Origin of the sequence: Pseudomonas sp. S3(2024), assembly GCF_036861315.1 — a bacterium.
GTDB lineage: Bacteria > Pseudomonadota > Gammaproteobacteria > Pseudomonadales > Pseudomonadaceae > Aquipseudomonas > Aquipseudomonas putida_A.
In genome coordinates this window covers 939,603-954,142 of sequence record NZ_JAZAQQ010000002.1, presented here as the reverse complement: position 1 = coordinate 954,142, position 14,540 = coordinate 939,603, and the positions used below count along the sequence as shown (strand labels likewise).

Annotated in this window: 16 protein-coding genes; 9 read left to right on the top strand and 7 right to left on the bottom strand. The window is 62.3% G+C overall.

Features of this window, described 5'->3' with window-relative positions; all coding sequences use genetic code 11:
- Window positions 1-24: 24 nt before the first annotated feature.
- Entirely contained in the window at window positions 25-639 is a 615-nt protein-coding gene (gene leuD / locus VLA07_RS09100) for a 3-isopropylmalate dehydratase small subunit (protein ID WP_247268247.1), read from the bottom strand.
- Window positions 636-2,054, bottom strand: coding sequence for a 3-isopropylmalate dehydratase large subunit (gene leuC / locus VLA07_RS09095; protein WP_333989059.1), 1,419 nt, complete (start codon window positions 2,052-2,054; stop codon window positions 636-638). Before leuC ends, leuD begins: the two co-directional genes overlap by 4 nt.
- 391 nt (window positions 2,055-2,445) lie before the next feature.
- On the opposite strand from leuC, the gene VLA07_RS09085 reads away from it, so the two are divergent.
- The 8 genes from VLA07_RS09085 to VLA07_RS09050 are packed head-to-tail and all read left to right on the top strand — an operon-like array spanning window position 2,446 to window position 8,700.
- A complete protein-coding gene (locus tag VLA07_RS09085; protein WP_027613387.1) occupies window positions 2,446-3,636 on the top strand; it encodes a PepSY-associated TM helix domain-containing protein in 1,191 nt (396 codons plus the stop codon).
- Window positions 3,633-4,175, top strand: a complete 543-nt coding sequence (locus tag VLA07_RS09080; protein WP_095137357.1) for a thiamine pyrophosphate-binding protein — start codon at window positions 3,633-3,635, stop codon at window positions 4,173-4,175. Before VLA07_RS09085 ends, VLA07_RS09080 begins: the two co-directional genes overlap by 4 nt.
- Window positions 4,172-4,513: a hypothetical protein gene (locus VLA07_RS09075; RefSeq protein ID WP_007965473.1), complete on the top strand. Its 342-nt coding sequence runs from the start codon at window positions 4,172-4,174 to the stop codon at window positions 4,511-4,513. Before VLA07_RS09080 ends, VLA07_RS09075 begins: the two co-directional genes overlap by 4 nt.
- Entirely contained in the window at window positions 4,510-5,085 is a 576-nt protein-coding gene (locus VLA07_RS09070) for a DUF6162 family protein (protein ID WP_285373372.1), read from the top strand. Before VLA07_RS09075 ends, VLA07_RS09070 begins: the two co-directional genes overlap by 4 nt.
- A gap of 35 nt (window positions 5,086-5,120) precedes the next feature.
- Window positions 5,121-6,050, top strand: a complete 930-nt coding sequence (locus VLA07_RS09065) for a metal ABC transporter substrate-binding protein (protein WP_247268242.1) — start codon at window positions 5,121-5,123, stop codon at window positions 6,048-6,050.
- The gene (locus VLA07_RS09060; protein ID WP_098964851.1) at window positions 6,047-6,895 is read left to right on the top strand and encodes a metal ABC transporter ATP-binding protein; all 849 of its coding nucleotides are present in this window, start codon (window positions 6,047-6,049) and stop codon (window positions 6,893-6,895) included. Before VLA07_RS09065 ends, VLA07_RS09060 begins: the two co-directional genes overlap by 4 nt.
- Window positions 6,895-7,794: a metal ABC transporter permease gene (locus tag VLA07_RS09055; protein WP_003226663.1), complete on the top strand. Its 900-nt coding sequence runs from the start codon at window positions 6,895-6,897 to the stop codon at window positions 7,792-7,794. The genes VLA07_RS09060 and VLA07_RS09055 overlap by 1 nt, the downstream gene beginning before the upstream one ends.
- The gene (locus VLA07_RS09050; protein ID WP_247268239.1) at window positions 7,795-8,700 is read left to right on the top strand and encodes a metal ABC transporter substrate-binding protein; all 906 of its coding nucleotides are present in this window, start codon (window positions 7,795-7,797) and stop codon (window positions 8,698-8,700) included.
- 185 nt (window positions 8,701-8,885) lie between these two features.
- On the opposite strand, the gene VLA07_RS09045 is transcribed toward VLA07_RS09050, so the two are convergent.
- The 5 genes from VLA07_RS09045 to VLA07_RS09025 all read right to left on the bottom strand — a co-directional run bounded on the left by VLA07_RS09045 (window position 8,886) and on the right by VLA07_RS09025 (window position 13,455).
- On the bottom strand, window positions 8,886-9,110 hold the full coding sequence (locus VLA07_RS09045) for an MbtH family protein (protein ID WP_003226665.1): 225 nt from the start codon (window positions 9,108-9,110) through the stop codon (window positions 8,886-8,888).
- Window positions 9,111-9,193: 83 nt separating this feature from the next.
- Window positions 9,194-10,606 (bottom strand): aspartate aminotransferase family protein, encoded by a 1,413-nt coding sequence (locus VLA07_RS09040; RefSeq protein WP_333989058.1) that lies wholly within the window; start codon window positions 10,604-10,606, stop codon window positions 9,194-9,196.
- 143 nt (window positions 10,607-10,749) lie between these two features.
- On the bottom strand, window positions 10,750-11,235 hold the full coding sequence (locus VLA07_RS09035; protein ID WP_333989057.1) for a GNAT family N-acetyltransferase: 486 nt from the start codon (window positions 11,233-11,235) through the stop codon (window positions 10,750-10,752).
- A 217-nt stretch (window positions 11,236-11,452) separates the two neighbouring features.
- Window positions 11,453-12,775 (bottom strand): ATP-binding protein, encoded by a 1,323-nt coding sequence (locus VLA07_RS09030; protein WP_333989056.1) that lies wholly within the window; start codon window positions 12,773-12,775, stop codon window positions 11,453-11,455.
- On the bottom strand, window positions 12,775-13,455 hold the full coding sequence (locus VLA07_RS09025; protein WP_096794987.1) for a response regulator: 681 nt from the start codon (window positions 13,453-13,455) through the stop codon (window positions 12,775-12,777). The genes VLA07_RS09030 and VLA07_RS09025 overlap by 1 nt, the downstream gene beginning before the upstream one ends.
- A 293-nt stretch (window positions 13,456-13,748) precedes the next feature.
- On the opposite strand from VLA07_RS09025, the gene VLA07_RS09020 reads away from it, so the two are divergent.
- Window positions 13,749-14,432, top strand: coding sequence for a hypothetical protein (locus VLA07_RS09020; protein ID WP_333989055.1), 684 nt, complete (start codon window positions 13,749-13,751; stop codon window positions 14,430-14,432).
- Window positions 14,433-14,540: the final 108 nt, after the last annotated feature.

Here is a 14,540-nt window from a genome sequence, read left to right as displayed (position 1 = left end):
CTCCTACAGAGGGCTAGTTGGGTGTCAGGTCAGCCATGGGTTGGCGGCCAGATGTTCGCGCTCGAACGCCTCGATCTGCTCACGCCGCTGCAAGGTACTGCCTATCGCATCCAGCCCCAGCAACAGTGCGGTCTTGCGCAAGCCATCAATCTGGAAATCGATGACTTCACCGTCCGCCAGACGTATCTGCTGCGCCTCAAGATCCACATGGATCAGTGCCGTTTCAGGCTGACTCACCAACCGGCCAATGCGCTGCACCTGTGCCTCGTCCAGGGTAATCAGCAACACCCCGTTGCGCTGGCAGTTGTCGTAGAAGATCCCGGCAAAACGGCTGCCGATCAGCGCGCGAATGCCCATTTGCTGCAACCCCCACACCGCGTGTTCGCGGCTGGAACCGCAGCCGAAATTCGGCCCGACCACCAGAAAACTCGCGCCCTGCCAGGCTGGCTGGTTCAACACGAATTCCGGGTTGGGCGTGCCGTCGGCGAGAAAGCGCAGATCGAAAAACAGCCCACGATCCAGCCCCTGACGGTCGATGCCCTTGAGAAACTGCTTGGGCATGATCACATCGGTGTCGACGTTGGCCGCAAGCAGCGGCGCGGCCTGGCCGCTGACTTGCGTGAAGGGTTGCAGGCTCATGGGCGTTCTCCAAAGTGGCGGATGTCGGTGAGGTGGCCGCTGATCGCGGCGGCGGCGACCATCGCCGGGCTCATCAGGTGGGTGCGCGCCCCGGCGCCCTGCCGGCCTTCGAAATTGCGGTTGGTGCTGGAGGCGCAACGGTCGCCGGGCGCGAGCACGTCATCGTTCATCGCCAGGCACATCGAGCAGCCGGACTGACGCCATTCAAACCCGGCGTCGATGAAGATCTGCGCCAGCCCTTCGGCTTCAGCCTGAGCGCGAACCTCACTGGAGCCGGGCACGATCATCGCCCGCACATGCCCGGCCACCCGCCGACCGCGCACCACGCTGGCGGCGTCACGCAGATCCTCGATCCGCGCGTTGGTGCAGGAGCCGATAAAAGCGTGGCTGATGACGATATCGCGCAGCGCCATCCCCGCCTCCAGGCCCATGTATTGAAGGGCGCGGCGCATGTCCTGTCGCAGAATCGGATCGTCGATAGCCTGCGGGTCAGGCACCTGCGCGCCAATCGCAGCCGCCTGATCGGGGCTGGTGCCCCAGGTGACCATCGGCTCCAGCAGACTGGCGTCGAGATGGATTTCGCGGTCGAACACGGCGCCGGGATCGCTGCGCAGTTCACGCCATTTTTCCACGCCGCGCGCCCACAGTACGCCTTGCGGCGCTCGGGGTTTCCCCTTGAGATAAGCAAAAACTTTTTCGTCCGGTGCCATGAAGGCGCCGCGTGCACCGGCTTCTACCGCCATGTTGCAAATGGTCATCCGCGCCTCGACGCTCAGCGCATCAATGGTCGAACCGCAGAACTCGATCGCATAGCCAGTGGCGCCCGATGCACCGATGCGGCCGATCAGCGCCATGATCACGTCCTTCGACGTCAGCCCCGGCGCCAACTCGCCATCCACCGTCACGCGCAGGCTTTTCAGGCGTTTGTAGACCAGCGTCTGCGAGGCCAGCAAGTGCTCGATTTCCGAGGTGCCAATGCCAAATCCGAACGCCCCCAGCGCACCGTACGTGGTGGTGTGGCTGTCACCGGCAGCGATGACCATGCCCGGCAGAATGAAGCCCTGCTCCGGGGCGATCACATGCTCGATGCCCTGACGTTTATCGAGAATGTCCAGCAGTTCGATGCCGAAGTCCCGGCAGTTCTCCGCCAGATACGACACCTGCCGCGCACCGCCGGCATCAGGCATTGCCGCCACCCGTTGCGGCGTGGTCGGGTTGACGTGATCGACCACCGCCAGCGCCGTGCCCGGCCGCCAGACCTTGCGCCCGGCAGCACGCAGACCGCTGAACGCCTGCGGGCTGGTGTATTCGTTGATCACCTGGCGATCGATATACAACAGCACATGGCCCTGATCGTCGAGGCGGCACACGGTGTGCGAATCGATGTGTTTGTCGTAGAGGGTTCTGGGGTTCATCAAGGGGCTCACTAGGGGAATCCAGTGATTTCCATCATAGGGAGCGCCTTGACCGCATCAATTGCCAGGCAGTGAGAGCGGCATTCATGAATCGTGTTTGATCGGCTGATCAGCGAACACCCCTGTGGGAGCGGGCTTGCTCGCGAAGGCGTCGTGTCAGTCGACCTCAATGTTGAATGATCTACCGCTTTCGCGAGCAAGCCCGCTCCCACAGGGGGGGAATTGCGAAACATTTGCTTTCATATCACCTTTCGGGATTTGTCCGGCTCATCCGTCCTATAGAGATGCAGGCCGTTCGCACAGGCAACAGCCACGACCGCGCCTTTTGCGGACACCCGCGCTGCGAAGCCCGTAGCCGCGTGCCCTTTCATCGAAATCAAGACGCGCAATCATGTCGAAGAAATCCCGTTCCAAACTGTGGTTCCTGGTGCATAGCTGGCTCGCGCTGCCGATCTGGTTTTTTGTCCTGATCGTCTGTGTCACCGGCACGCTGGCGGTGGTCAGCCAGGAAATCGTCTGGCTGGCCAACCCGCAGATGCGCGCCAGCCAGCCATCGGATGACGCACCACGGCTCAGTTACGATCAGGTGCTGGCCGCGATCAAACAAGCCGAACCGCAGACGCTGGTGGAAAGCATCAGCCGTCCCGACGAGTCGCACTTCGCCCTCGACGTCGAGGTCAGCTACCCCGACGGCCGCTCGCAGACGGTCTACGTCAACCCGTACACCGGGGTGATCCAGGGCCCGGCGCCGGACTTCAACTTCAAGGCGTTCACCCGCGCCCTGCACGGCTGGTGGCTGGTGCCGTTCACCAATGGTTTCAGCTGGGGCTGGTACCTGGTGTCGTTCCTCGGCCTGCCGATGCTCGCTTCGCTGGTCACCGGGCTGGTGGTGTACAAGCGTTTCTGGAAAGGTTTCTTCAAACCCACCCTGCGTTTTCGCCACGGTGCGCGGATCTTCTGGGGCGACTTCCACCGACTGAGCGGCATCTGGTCGATCTGGTTCATCGCGGTGATCTCGATCACCGGCACCTGGTTTTTGATCCAGGCCATTCTGGCCGACAACCAGGTGTCCATCAGCAGCGAGCCGATCATTCCCGCCATGTCCCGGGAAAGCGTACCGATGTCGAGCGACGCCAGTCCTCCCCCACGGATCAGCCTTGATCGCGCGGTGCAGATCGCCGAACAGCACATCCCCGGGCTGGAAGTCAGCTTCGTCAGCCTGCCGGGCAATGCCTACAGCCACCTGAGCCTTGGCGGTCGCGGCTGGTATCCGCTGATGTTCCAGACCGCCACGCTCAACCCGTACAACGGTGAGATGGCCGCCACGCGACTGCTGACCGACCGTTCCTCGCTGGAGTTCGTCACCGAGTCGATGCGCCCGCTGCACACCGGTGATTTCGGCGGTCTGTGGATCAAACTGATCTGGTTCTTCTTCGGCCTGCTGCTGAGCATGATGGTGCTCAGCGGCCTGTTGATCTGGACCAAGCGCACCGCGCTGGCCACCGCCAACGCCCTCAAGCGCGAGAATAAAAAGGCCCGCAGCCCCCGCGTCAGCCGGGAACCGGCGGAGGTCAGCCTGTGAGCCAGTCCAATCGCACTGCCCAACCGTCCGCCCTGCGCCGCTTCTGGCACAAATGGCGCTTTCATCTGAACGCCCTGTTGCTGCTGATTCCGTTGGGCTTCATGCCCAAGTACTTCGCCGACGCCGCGCTGTTTCGCGGTGACGTCGGCCTCGGTGAGCATGAGGTCGGCGAAATCCAGGTCGGCCCGTGGAGCCTGCGCCTGGCCGAACTGCGTAACGAAGCACCGCGCCTGAGCGGCCCCGCCGGCTACATGAAGGACTTCAATGCCGCCCTCTGCGATGCCTGTGTCGAACAGGTCAAGGCCACCTACCTGCGCATCGGCAAACCGCGCAGCCTGCGCGCCGCCGGGGTGATTTTCTTTGGCACGCCGTATCGCATGGGCGCGCAATTGCCGGTGGCGGAAAAAACCAAAGCCGATGCCGAACTGTGGATCACCATGGAAGGCTGGGACGGCAGCATGCATCAGGCCTCGATTCCCCTGAGCCAGGCCTCCCCCGCCACCCTCGCCTGGCTGAACCAACAAGGAGCCAAACCATGAACCGCGTTCAACGCCCTTCCCGCCTGCGGTTGCGTGCCGCGTTGCTGATGCTGTGCGCAGGTTTCAGCGCCGGCGCCCTGGCCCATAACCCGATGTGCGAATGCAAAGCCGTCGATGCCGAGCAGATCAAATGCACCGGCGGCTTCTCCGACGGCAGCGGCGCGCCGGGGGTGACCCTCGATGTGATCGGTTACGACGAAACCATTCTGCTGCCGGGCAAGCTCGGCGCCGACTCGACCGTGACGTTCAAGAAACCGGCGGCCGAGTTTTATGTGCTGTTCGACGCCGGCCCCGGCCACGTTGTGGAAATCGACCAAGCCGACATCGAGGCCCCATGAGCACGCCCACCACCCAAGTCGTCCGCCCGGCCGGCGCCGGGCATGAAACCCTCAATGTTCTGCTGTTGTGTTTACTGATCCTTGCCGTCGCCGGATCAGTGGTGGCATGGCGCGGGGTGTCCCATGAACCGGAACCGGTCGCCAGCCATCAGTTCGATGCGCGGCGCGATCTCAGCGCTGCCGAGCAAGGCATCTATGCCGATCTGCGGGTGACCCTCGATGAAATTCGCCTGCTGCGTGAAGAGCAGCAAAGCCTGCCGACGCCACAGACTCTGGCTGAAGAAGGCTTCGCCCCGTTCGCCCAGGACGCCAGTTCGGTCAGCCGTGGCGGGCATGCCTGGCAATTGCTGGCGGACACGGCCTATTTCGGCCACAGCCAGGCGCCCGCCGTCGCCGGTTCATTCGTGATGCTACTGAGCGCCGACGCCACTGCCGCGCCGGACATCTGGCTCAACCGCGCCGCCGAGCTGCAGACGCCCACCGAACTGACCGACGCAGCGCTTTCGGCCGCAGGCTGGAAACAGATCGTCGCGCAGTTCGATGCCGGCGTGACCCGCGAGCATCGCCACTGAACCTTCGCCTTCACCCGAGAGAAGACCGCTTGCCCATGCTTATTTCACTGACTCGCCGTCCCCTCCTGCGCACCTTGCTGTTTGGCCTGTGCGCGTGCCTGCTGAGCCCGCTGGCCAGCGCCGATCCGGGCAAACGCCTGCGCATCGGCATCACCCTGCACCCGTATTACAGCTATGTGGCGAATATCGTCGGCGACAAGGCCGAGGTGGTGCCGCTGATTCCCGCCGGCTTCAACCCGCACGCCTACGAGCCACGCGCCGAAGACATCAAGCGCATCAGCGGGCTGGATGTGATCGTGCTCAACGGGGTCGGTCATGACGACTTCGCCGACCGCATGATCGCCGCCAGCGAAACGCCGAACATCAAGACCATCGAAGCCAACGAAAACGTGCCGCTGCTGGCGGCCACCGGTACCGCTGCGCGCGGCGCCGGCAAAGTGGTCAACCCGCACACCTTCCTGTCGATCAGCGCTTCGATTGCCCAGGTCAACAACATCGCCCGCGAGCTGGGCAAACTCGACCCGGACAACGCCAAGACCTACACCCAGAACGCCCGCGCCTACGGCAAACGCCTGCGGCAGATGCGCGCCAACGCGCTGGCCAAACTGACCCAGGCACCGAACGCCGAACTGCGTGTGGCCACGGTGCATGCGGCCTACGACTATCTGCTGCGCGAATTCGGCCTGGAAGTGACGGCCGTGGTCGAACCGGCCCACGGCATCGAACCGAGCCCGAGCCAGTTGAAAAAGACCATCGACCAACTGCGCGAACTCGACGTGAAGGTGATCTTCTCGGAGATGGATTTTCCCTCGACCTACGTCGAGACCATCCAGCGTGAGTCCGGGGTGAAGCTGTACCCGCTGTCGCACATTTCCTATGGCGAATACAGCGCCGACAAGTACGAAAAGGAAATGACCGGCAACCTCGACACCGTGGTGCGGGCGATTCAGGAGTCCGGAGCATGACAGCAAAAGAAACCCTCTCTGACACCCCGCCATCCCCTGTGGGAGCGGGCTTGCTCGCGAAGGCGTCCGGTCAGTCAGCATCATTATTGAATGAACCACCGCATTCGCGAGCAAGCCCGCTCCCACAAGGGGTAAGTGGGCCGACTCTGGATTTTGCGGGAGTCTCTCTGACCCTCGGGCGCACTACGATCCTCGACAACGTCACCTTCCAGGTTCAGCCCGGTCACGTCCACGCCCTGGTCGGCCCCAACGGCGGTGGCAAGAGTTCGCTGATCAAGACCTTGCTCGGGCAAATGCCGCATCAGGGTCAACTGAGCCTGCACTGGCCCGGCCAACCCGGCACCATCGGCTACGTGCCGCAGGCGCTGGAGTTCGATCGTGGCCTGCCGATGACCGTCGACGATTTCATGGCAGCCATGTGCCAGCGCCGCCCGGCGTTTCTCGGCCTGAGCAAGCACTACGCCAAGGCCATCGGCGAGGCGCTGGAACGGGTCGGCATGCAGGACAAACGCAAGCGGCGCATGGGCGCGTTGTCCGGTGGCGAACGGCAGCGCGTGTTGCTCGCTCAAGGCTTGATCCCGGCTCCGCAATTGCTGGTGCTGGATGAGCCGATGTCGGCCCTCGACGAAGCCGGGATCCAGGTGTTCGAACGCCTGCTCGGCGACTGGCGCGCCGCTGGCATCACCGTGCTGTGGATCGAGCACGATCTGGAAGCGGTCAAGCGTCTGGCCGACCGGGTCACCGGTCTCAACCGCCGAGTGCTGTTCGACGCCACGCCGCAACAGGCACTGACCCCGGAACGGCTGCTGAGTCTGTTTTCCACCCATCCACGGAGCGCGGTCTGATGAGTTACGAAGCCTTTCGTTTGATGGTTCAGGGCTGGGCGTCGTCCGGGTACCTGCCGGAAGCGCTGGCCTACGGCTTTGTGGTCAACGCATTGCTCGCCGGCCTGTTGATCGGTCCGGTGCTCGGTGGCCTCGGCACGCTGGTGGTGGTCAAGCGCTTTGCGTTTTTCTCCGAAGCGGTCGGGCACGCGGCGCTGACCGGCGTGGCCATCGGCATTCTGCTCGGCGAACCCTACACCGGGCCGTACGGCAGCCTGTTCGGTTACTGCCTGTTGTTCGGCATCCTGCTCAACTACCTGCGCAACCGCACCGGCCTGGCGCCCGACACCCTGATCGGCGTGTTTCTCTCGGTGTCGCTGGCGCTTGGCGCGAGCCTGCTGTTGATTCTGGCGGGCAAGATCAACGTGCACATTCTGGAGAACGTGCTGTTCGGTTCGGTGCTCACCGTCAATGGCAACGACCTGCTGGTGCTGGCCATCGTCGGTTCGCTGGTCATGGCCCTGGCACTGCCTTTGTACAACCGGATCATGCTCGCCAGTTTCAACCCGCAACTGGCGGCGGTGCGCGGCGTCGCGGTGAAGACTCTGGATTACCTGTTCGTGATTCTGGTGACGCTGATCACCGTCGCGGCGGTGAAGGTCATCGGCGCGATTCTGGTCGGCGCGTTGCTGGTGATTCCGGCGGCGGCCGCGCGTTTGCTCAGCCAGTCGCTCAAGGGCTTCTTCTGGTGCTCGGTGCTGATTGCTACCGTCAGCACGCTGTGCGGGATTCTCGCGCCGATCGTCTTCGATCTGCCAATCCCGTCCGGCGCCGCGATCATCCTGGTCGCCGGCATCGCCTTCGCCCTCGCCGCCATTGCGCGCGGGGTTGTCCCGAGTCTGAAAGGGAACCTTGGATAAATGATCTTCTCACTGCGAAAACTGACCCTGGCCATGGCCCTGTGCGGCGTGGTCGGCAGCCCGTTGCTGGCGGCTGAAAACCCTCAACCGCTGCGCGTACTGGCCTCGTTGCCCATCACCTACGGCCTCGGCGAAGTGCTGCTCAAAGGCACCGACGTCAGCCTGGAACGCGCGGCCCCGGCGAATCTGCCGGGCAGCCGTCAGACCGCATACTTCACCGGTCGCGGCGCTCCGGCGCTGGGCAAACTGGCGAGCAATGCCGACGCGGTGATCGGCGTGCGCTCGCTGTGGGCCGATGATCCGCTGTACCCGATCGCGCGACGCAGCAACATTCGCATTGTCGAAGTCGACGCGGCGCGCCCGGTGGATGGCGCCCTGCCGGGGATCGCCGTGCAACCGGGGCTGAAGGTCGATGGCTTGAACAGTCAGCCATGGCTGGCGAGCAACAACATGGGACGGATGGCTGATGTGATCGCGGCAGACCTGGTGCGTCTGGCGCCGTCGGCCAAACCGAAGATCGAGGCCAATCTGGCGGCGCTGAAACAGCGCCTGCTCAAGCTCAGCGCCGACAGCGAAGCGCGCCTGGCCGAGGCCGACAACCTCAGTGTGCTGAGCCTCAGCGATCACTTCGGTTACCTGATCGGCAGCCTGAATCTGGAGCTGATCGGCCAGGACGCGCGAGCAGATGCCGAGTGGACAGCCGAAGATCTGAAGAAGCTCACGGCGACCCTGAAGGACAACGACGTGGCGCTGGTGCTGCATCATCGTCAGCCGTCGGAGGCAGTGAAAGCAGCAATTGCCGCCTCGGGGAGTCATCTGCTGGTGTTGAGTACCGATGCAGCGGACCCGGTGGCGGAGCTGGAGGGGAATGTGGATTTGTTGCTCAAGGGGTTGAGCGGGGCGTAGCTTCAGTTACACCGCGTTAGCGTTCTTCGCGGGCAAGCCCGCTCCCACAGGGGGGATGTGTGCAGCGCAGATCCAATGTGGGAGCGGGCTTACTCGCGAAGAGGCCCGCCAGAACAACACCATTGCGAGCAATGAAAAAACCCGCTGACTGTCACCAGTCCAGCGGGTTTGTTTTATCTGTCAGATTACTGAGCAGCCGCCTGCCCTTCCATCTTCTGCCGCAGGCTCAACGGACGCATGTCGGTCCAGACTTCTTCGATATAGGCCAGGCATTCCTTCTTCAGGCCGCTCTTGCCCACGGTGCGCCAGCCCTCCGGCACGGCTTTGTAATCCGGCCAGATCGAGTATTGCTCTTCGTGGTTGACCACGACCTGAAAGAGGATGTCCTCGCGGTCGAATACTGACGTCATGCTGGTTCTCCATCGTTGTAAGGGTGGGCTGCACCGGGGGTGCAGCCGGGTATGTAGTAAGAACGTTCGGCGCTGCGAAAAATTTACTCGGCGGCGGTGGCGGCGGCCAGGGCCCGGCCGAAGATCTCGGCGACGCGGTCGATTTCGGCGGCGGTGATCACCAGCGGCGGCAGGAAGCGCACCACCGCGCCATGCCGGCCGCCCAGCTCAAGAATCAGCCCACGCTTGAGGCATTCACGCTGCACCAGCGGTGCCAGACGCGCGAACGCGGGTGGGTGACCGAGCGCATCCGGCGCGCCGTTCGGGTCAACCAGTTCGACGCCGAGCATCAAGCCACGACCACGAATGTCGCCCAGTTGCGGGAAGTCGCGTTGCAGGATGTGCAGGTGTTCGCTCAGGCGTTCGCCCATGGCGGCGGCGTGTTCGCAGACCTTGTGCTCAAGCAGATAACGCATCACCGCGGAACCGGCGGCCATCGCCATCTGATTGCCACGGAACGTGCCGGCATGGGCGCCCGGTTGCCAGGTGTCGAGCCAGTCACGATAGACCACCACCGCCAGCGGCAGGCTGCCGCCGATGGCTTTGGACAACACCACCACGTCGGGGACGATGTCGGCGTGTTCGAAGGCAAACATCTTGCCGGTACGCGCGAAACCGCTCTGGATCTCGTCGACGATCAGCGCCACCCCGGCCTTCTCGGTGATCCGACGCAAGCCGCGCAGCCACTCGATGTCGGCCGGGATCACCCCGCCCTCGCCCTGCACCGCTTCGACGATCACCGCTGCCGGCAACTGCACGCCGGCCTCAGGATCATTAAGCAGGTTTTCCAGGTAACTCAGGTTGGCTTTGACCCCGGCCGCGCCGCCGAGACCGAACGGGCAACGATAGTCATAAGGGAACGGCATGAATTGCACACCGTTGCTGAGCAAGGCGCCCAGCGGCTTTTTTGGCCCCAGACTGCCCATCAGGCTCAATGCGCCCTGGCTCATGCCGTGATAACCGCCGGAGAACGACAACACCGTGCTGCGCCCGGTGGCGGTACGCACCAGTTTCAACGCGGCTTCCACCGCATCGGTACCGGTCGGGCCGCAGAACTGGATTTTCGCTTCGGGCGCCAGTGCTGGCGGCAGCAAACCGAACAGGTCCTGGACGAACTGATCCTTCACTGGCGTGGTCAGGTCGAGGGTGTGCAGCGGCAGCTCATCGGCCAGCACTTGCTGGATCGCCTCGATTACCACCGGGTGGTTGTGCCCCAAGGCCAGAGTCCCGGCACCGGCCAGGCAATCGATGAAGGTCCGGCCTTCGACATCTTCGACGTACAGGCCCTTGGCGCGCTTGAGTGCCAGCGGAATGCGTCGCGGATAGCTGCGGGCGTTGGATTCCTGCTGGCTCTGCCGGGCCAGCAGTGGTGATTCGTTGAACTGATACAGGGTTTCCGCCGTCGCGGAGCTGATCCGGGCCGACGACTCTTCGATAAGGCTGGTGGCGACTGACATCTCTCGACCCCTCAATACGCTATGGATAGTGACCAAAACAGCACACCGCACAGGTGCGCGTTCCGGTCGCGGGGCGCACATGCAGGTTTTCCTGTTCTGGAAACGCTTAAGCGGGGCGAGGATTTAGACCCTTGATCGAGATGTCAGCCAGGCAATGGCAGCAGCTTGTGCAGCGTAACGCGGTGCAAGCCCTGATCGCTGGCGCGTGGCACTGCATCGCAGTAGCCCAGATGCCGATAAAAAGCCGCGCCGCTACGTGTGCTGGCGATGCGCGCCTGCGGCACACCCCGAATCCGCAGCCAGCCTTCAAGGTCGGTCATCAGGGCGCGCCCTGCGCCACGGCGAAACCATTCCGGCTGCACATGGCAAAAGCCGATGTCGCCGCTACTGGTCACCATGCCAACACCCACCGGTTTGTCCTGCAACAAGGCGATATTCAGGTAGCAATGCGCGTCGGCAAGGTGCGCGCTGATGACGTCGGCAGATTGTCGGCCGATCCAGCGGCTGACCAGTTGCGGATCGTTGCGGTGTTCGAGCGCACAACCGACGCGAATCGATCGCTCGATGATGCGACTGATGATGCCGGCGTCGGCAGGTTTCGCCGGGCAGATGCAGATCGATGCTTCCATGGCGCGTTCCCTCAATCCATTGAGTCAGAGCAGCCCCGACCTTAACGCCGAGGCTGGCGAATCACCAACGCAGAGACGTTACATTTGATGTGCCACACCACGGATCCCCTAATGTGGGAGCGGGCTTGCTCGCGAAGGCGGCGTGCCAGTCAGTAACCTGTCGACTGACCGGTCGCCTTCGCGAGCAAGCCCGCTCCCACAGGGGATTTTTGCTGATTCAGACAGGTTGCAGCGGCATGGTCAGCTCGACGCGCAGCCCATCCGCGCGGCTGTCGAAATGCAGGGTGCAGGCGCAGCGCTGGACGATGGCCTGGACAATGGCCAGACCGAGACCGCAGCCGGTGCTCTGACCGTTGCGCCAGAAGCGTTGGGTCAGGTGCTGCAGATCTTCAGCCGCAATTCCGGGACCGTGGTCGCGCACCACAAAACGGGCGCGCTGGCCGACCGTTTCCAGGCTCAGCTCCACCTCAGCATCCGCCGGGGTATGGCGCAGGGCGTTGTCGAGCAGATTGCGCAACGCGGCAATCGACAGCACCGCCGGCATTTGCACCGGCGCACTGGAGAGCTGCCTGGGCAATTGCAGCTTGATGCGCTGACGCTCGCCACCAGCCGCATCCTGCATCGCCAGTTTCGCCACCTGTTCGGCGCTGCACTGCACGCCGTCATCGAACGACAGACTGCCCTCGACCCGCGCCAGCAACAGCAGTTGCTCAAGGGTGCGGTGCATGCGGTCGGCGCCCTCTTCGGCCCTTGCCAGCGACTGATCACGGGCACTGCCTTCGGTCATGCGTGCCACTTGCAGGTGGGTCTTGATCGCCGTCAGCGGGCTGCGCAGTTCGTGGGCGGCGTCACCGGTCAGGCGACGCTCGCGCTCGATAGTCTTGCCGATGCGCTGGAACAGCTGATTCTGGGTATCGAGCAACGGTTTCAGTTCGCTGGGAAACGACTGCAATTGCAAAGGTTCCAGCGAGTCGGCGTTACGCCGCATCAAGGCCTCGCGCAGTCGATTGAGCGGCGCCAGGCCCTGACCGATGCCCAGCCACAACAGGCACAGGCAACCGAGCAACGCCACGCCCACCGGCACCGAGGCCGCCAGCAGGATCGACATGTTCAGCGCTTCGCGTTCGATCTGCCGATCGGCCGTGGTGATCCGCACATCCCCCCGCGCGAGAGTGAAACTGCGCCACGGCGCGCCATCGATCATCTGATCGTGGAAGCCCATTTTTTCCGCTTCCAGGGTTTGCTCGGGACTGCTGTGGCTGCGGGCCAGAATTTCCCCGCGCAACGAACTGACCTGACAGGCCATGCCGCCGGGAATGTTCAATTGTTCGGCACTGAAATGGGTGCCCTCGCCCTTGCTCGGCAGCGCCGGCAGTTGCTCCAGCAGCCCGGCGACCATGCGCGCCGAGGCCACCAGCCGCTGGTCGAGGGAAAACATCATTTGATTGCGCAAGTCGCTGAGCATCCAGGCCGCAGCCAGCGCCCAGATCAGGGCGAACGCGGCGCCGAGGGTCAGACTCAGGCGCAGACGCAGACTCATCACTTCTGTTGTTCTCCACCATCGGCCGGCCCGAGGCGATAGCCCAGACCGCGCACGGTTTCGACGATACCCTTGCCGAGTTTGCTGCGCAGGTGATGGATGTGCACGTTGAGGGCGTTGCTCTCCAACTCGTCATTGAAACCGTACACGCTGTCCTTCAACTGCTCGGTGGACAGCACTCGGCCACGGTTGTGCAGCAGCGCCTGCAACAGCGATTGCTCGCGGCGCGACAAGTCCACCGGTTGCCCGGCCAACATGGTTTCGCGGCTGCTTGGATCGTAGGTCAGTGCGCCGTGTTCGATCAGGTTGACGCTGCGCCCGGCGACCCGGCGCAACAAGGTTTGCAGACGCGCGAACAATTCACGCAGATCGAAGGGTTTGAGCAGGTAATCGTCAGCCCCGGCCTGCAAGCCATCCACGCGGTCGGTGACCGAGTCGCGTGCGGTCAGGATCAGCACCGGAATTTCCAGGCCTTGCTGACGCAGCTGTTGCAGCAACTTGAGGCCATCTTCGTCGGGCAGGCCGAGATCGAGCACCATCACGTCGAATTCGGCGACCTTGAGCATCGCCCGCGCTTTCGAGGCGGTGTTGACGTGCTCGACCGTCAAGCCTTGGGCTGTCAGGCCGGCGACGATGCCACTGGCGATCAACTCATCGTCTTCGCAAACCAGTACGTGCATGGTGGTTCCCTGAGAAAAAAGGCAAGTCAAACAGAACAGGATTAAGCCGTAATTATGGCAGGGCGACAACCAACACCGCAGAGGCTCGCTCGTTCGTTCGGTCGGAACTCAAAACTGCCAATAGACAGCCTGCGCAAGAACAAGGCTTATTCAACACAAAAGATAGTAATCGACATGAATTTCTACACCTTCAAACTATACAAGAACAAAACAAAAAAACTAATCTCACTCTTGCAACTTACACGCAACCAATCAAGCCTTAAAACATAAAACAACCTGTTAAAGGATCATGAATGAGCATTACAAAAAACTTCATTGCAGTTGACTGGCGCACCGGACCCGATCGCATTTATTTCTTTTTTCCAGAGAAAAACAGCTATTCCCGTTTCGACTTCGAGGATAACAAAGTACTTTCCGGCTTCCCCAAGCCGGTGGATGGCAAATGGGAAGGCTTTGACAAGACGGCTGCAGACTTGCGCTTTGGCTTTACCACAACGAGCGCCAGCTGGAACGGTGGCGTAGACACGCTCTGGCTGTTCTACGACGAAGGAGCAACGCCATTTGTCTGTGAGTTCAGTCAACAAGTCGACAGGGCACTCTCCAACACTCCCATCGCAAAATCCAAGTGGGAGAAATTATTGCCTTACTACTACAAAATAGTTGGCGTAATGTGGAGTGAAAGCACTGCACAAGAAGAGAACTACTGGTTCTTGCTGAATGACGGAAACTATCTGATCTACGAAATACACTCAAAAAAACTTGAAGTGCTACCTCTAAAAGGTTCGTCTTGGGCGCCACTGGAAGAATATAAAAGCCAAATGATGACAGCCGCCACCAACGACTATCCGACACTTGACACTTACTTTTATGTGTTCCTGAACGACAACCGTTACCTGCGTTATGAACAGGGCGCGAAAAAAGTATTTGGCCCGTATACAATCTCTGACTCAACCTGGCCCGGGCTGCTGAAGGACTGAGCCACTCGCAGGCACTAGTGAATCGGCGTCGGGTCGCCCATCCGACAACGTGCGGGGCGGTTAATCATCGGTTAATCGCCACCCGCCACTGTGCACCACAATTGCACA